Below are 3748 nucleotides of genomic sequence, written 5' to 3' on the forward strand. Positions count from 1 at the left end.
ATCTTGCACTTTATTCTCGCTCGCGCGCTCGAAACCTTTCGCGACGCAATATGCACTCGATTATTCAGCAAGCCCTAGTTAAAGCCTGCCCACAAAGCGGGTTTTGTTTTTTCTACTGTTGTACAGTAACAAATTATTTGTCACTGATAACAGATTGATGTCAAGTTAACAAATTACCTGTCCGCGTTGACATATTATTGTCCTCTTTGACAAATTAATATTATTAATGTTTTGAGGACACAACAGGACTCGCTTTCAACCCACCGTTGCAATTTTAATCATAACTAACTTACAAGAAGCTACCCTAGTCCGGATGGCCATTGAAGCCTCAGATGTGCCAAGCGCACGGCAAGCGGCTCAATCTTTCAACCCACCTGTACAGATGTGCAGCCTGCCGGGACACGTCCAGCTTTGCCGCAATCTCTTCCTGTGTGTTCCCAGCAATGTAGTAGAGCCAAGCAGCACGAGCTGCCTGGTCTAACTTACGAGTCCGAAGGGGCAAGCCAGCTTTGCTGGCATCGCGCCGCTCTAAGAAGGCTTCTTTCATCAGAAAAATGGGTAGAAACCCCGTCCTTTTAGGACGGCTTTACATTTTTGATTTACTACCGCCTTGGGACTGGTTGGCGGGAGTGTGCTTTTGTGTTGCACTTTCAACGGGACAATTACCGCCTCAAACTTCCCAGCCCTGTACGCATAGTGTTTTGCTCTTTCGAGCCTCCCTTGCGGGGTAAAGTTAGCTTCGCCAAGGTTTAATGAGCTTGCGCGGGCCCGTAGCACTGTCTCAGTGACCTTAAGACTGTTTAACTACCAGCGACAGAGCAGGGAACTAGCTTCGCATTCTCCCGGTGTCGTGACTCAAAAAACGTAGCCAGTTAAGACTTAGGCCCGTCAGAACGGCTTGTTAGATTTCTCCTTCAAGCCTCATGCCTTTAGGCTGAGGTTCCTGACGTTCTACCTATAGGAAGGTATGCATCCCCCTAAGGAGTAGATCTCTATAATTGAGTATCTGCTCAAAGAGGCATTTTTTGCTCAACTCGCTTTCTATACATTATTAGATTCTACGTTAATGAAAGTGGTCTTAAAAAACTCCAAGGCCGCAAAACATTGCAGCACCAATCCTGGAGGCTGACAACATTGCTAACTGAGTAATAAGCTGGCACACATTTAAGAAAGCAATATGCACTCATGGGAAAAAGGTTAAAGGCGAAGGGGGAAAGGTTTTCCCTTTTACCTTTCACCCTGTTCCTTTTCCCTTAAATCGATTAGTTCAATATGTAACTTAGATGCACAACAACTTACCCTTTTCCCTATAGTCCGCCAGTCAGATCCAAGTTAAACCCCGTAATGTAGCTAGCCTCCTCGCTCATGAGAAATGCCACACCGTTAGCAACTTCTTCAAGACTCCCCAAACGCCGCATCGGTACTGAATTAATCATTTGCTGCTCTACCACTTTAGGATCGGCATCAAAATACTGTGACCCTACACCCGCCTGCAATTCAGTCTGCCGCGTCCACATCACGCCCGGACCAATCAGCGCAGGCGAGACGGCATTCACCCGAATGTGGTAGGCAGCCAAGTCTTTCGCTGCTGTCTGAGTTATCCCAATTACGGCAAACTTCGAGGCTGAGTAGGCGAGCATATTTGGAGGACCAGCCACTCCTGCATGGCTTGCCATATTGACGATCGCTCCTCCACCCTCAAAGCGTAGGTGTTGTGCCGCCGCTTTGAGGACGTGAAAAACTCCGACAACATTGATGTCAATGACCTTTTGAAAATCCTCCTCGGGATACTCGTCGGTTTTGGCAAACACTCCTTGATAACCTGCATTGTTGAAAACATAATCGATCCGCCCAAATTGCTCTACAGCACCAGAAAAGGCTTGAGCAACGTCATCAGGATCGGTGACATTGCAGCGAAAGGTAGCAACTGGAATTTTATAGGCTTCCAATTCGTGAGCAACCTCTGCCATCTTCGCTTCGTTTAAGTCTAGGATTACTACACCTGCACCATCTGCAGCAAAACGCTGTGCAGTAGCCCGACCAATATCACCAGCACCGCCCGTAATCAGAATCGTTTTACCAGCAAAGTCATAGCTTGCTCTAGCTGTCATATCTTTAACCCCTTGTGAATATATGTTGCAAATACTCTTTAAGCGTTCAGTATTTAAGGTTACCTAATATAATTCAATTATTGAGAAATCGCTCAATATTAGGCATAAACTCAACAATTTAGTCATCGGATTTTTTTAATATCAAAGGAGTTATGCGATGCGTATCCCCCGCTTCGCTAAATTGCTGGTTGCATTCCTCGTTGGAGTCGTGCTTGTGCAACTGCTGCATGGTTGTGGGACAGGTTCCCAAGCAGCAGGGAAAACCAGAGTGACGATCGCTACTGTTAATAATGGCGATATGGTCGTCATGCAAGGCCTTTCAAGCAAGTTTGAACAAGCCAACCCAGACATTCAACTGAGGTGGGTTGTCCTAGAAGAAAACGTGTTGCGCCAACGCACAACCACAGACGTTGCTAGCCAGGGCGGGCAATTTGATGTCCTGACAATCGGGTCTTATGAAACGCCGATTTGGGCGAGACGAGATTGGTTAAAACCATTAGATCTACCCGCCAGCTACGACGTAAATGACCTGATAAAACCCATCAGAGAAGGGCTTTCCAACAACGGCAAACTTTATGCTGTGCCGTTCTATGGGGAAAGTTCCATGCTGTATTACCGAAAAGACTTGTTTAAAAAAGCAGGGATTACGGTTCCCGAACAGCCAACCTATCCCCAGCTCAGAGAATGGGCGAGTAAGGTTCACGATCCAGCCAATGGAGTCTACGGTGTTTGTCTGCGTGGAAAACCCGGTTGGGGCGAAAACATGGGATTTGTGTCCACATTGGTCAACACCTTTGGCGGACAGTGGTTTGACATGAAGTGGCAACCCACTATAAATACTCCAGCCTGGAAAGAAGCGATCGCCTTCTATGTCGATTTGCTCAACAAATATGGCCCACCGGGTGCCAGTTCCAATGGATTTAATGAGAATCTAGCGCTATTCTCGACGGGTAAGTGCGGGATGTGGGTAGATGCAACCGTTGCAGCAGGACTGTTATCCAATCCAAAAGAATCCCAAGTTTATGACAAAGTTGGCTTTGCCCGTGCGCCAATTGAAAGATATCCCAACGGCTCGAATTGGCTCTGGGCCTGGGCACTAGCGGTTCCAAAAACCTCAAAATCCCCCGAAGCTGCTCAAAGGTTCGTTGCCTGGGCAACCTCAAAGGAATACATCCAATTGGTGGCTGACCAAAATGGCTGGGTTGGTGTACCACCAGGTACGCGGACTTCCACCTATAACAATCGCAACTATCAAAAAGCTGCACCGTTTGCTTCGATCGTACTCAGGTCGATCCAATCTGCCGATATTAGCCGCCCAGCAGCAAATCCAACCCCTTACAAGGGCATTCAATATGTGGATATTCCAGAATTTCAGGCGATCGGTTCTTCGGTTGGGCAAACGATGGCAGCAGCGCTGACGAATCGCCTTTCAGTCGATCGGGCGTTGCAACAATCGCAGAATTCAACTGAACGGTTTATGAAACACACGGGTTACATCGAGTAAAAAGAGGGGCTAGGGCGTGTTTTCAAACCTTTCGCTCCCCCCCAGCCCCCCTAAAAAAGCTATGCCTTACTCACATCTTTCTTAACAAAATCAGGCTTGACATCTGGGGGGGAATGGGTGGAAACTAATTTCC

Annotated in this window: 3 protein-coding genes; 1 reads left to right on the plus strand and 2 read right to left on the minus strand. The window is 47.4% G+C overall.

Features of this window, described 5'->3' with window-relative positions; genetic code table 11:
• Positions 1 to 328: 328 nt before the first annotated feature.
• Positions 329 to 547, minus strand: a complete 219-nt coding sequence (locus tag QUB14_RS28225; protein ID WP_333297446.1) for a hypothetical protein — start codon at positions 545 to 547, stop codon at positions 329 to 331.
• Between the two features lie 760 nt (positions 548 to 1307).
• Entirely contained in the window at positions 1308 to 2111 is an 804-nt protein-coding gene (locus tag QUB14_RS28230; protein ID WP_333221521.1) for an SDR family NAD(P)-dependent oxidoreductase, read from the minus strand.
• 157 nt (positions 2112 to 2268) lie between these two features.
• Between QUB14_RS28230 and QUB14_RS28235 the strand changes: the two genes are divergently transcribed.
• Entirely contained in the window at positions 2269 to 3615 is a 1347-nt protein-coding gene (locus QUB14_RS28235; protein ID WP_333221519.1) for a sugar ABC transporter substrate-binding protein, read from the plus strand.
• The last annotated feature ends 133 nt before the right edge of the window (positions 3616 to 3748 follow it).

The sequence above is a fragment of the Microcoleus sp. B3-D2 genome, assembly GCF_036705345.1.
Classification (GTDB): Bacteria; Cyanobacteriota; Cyanobacteriia; order Cyanobacteriales; family Microcoleaceae; genus Microcoleus.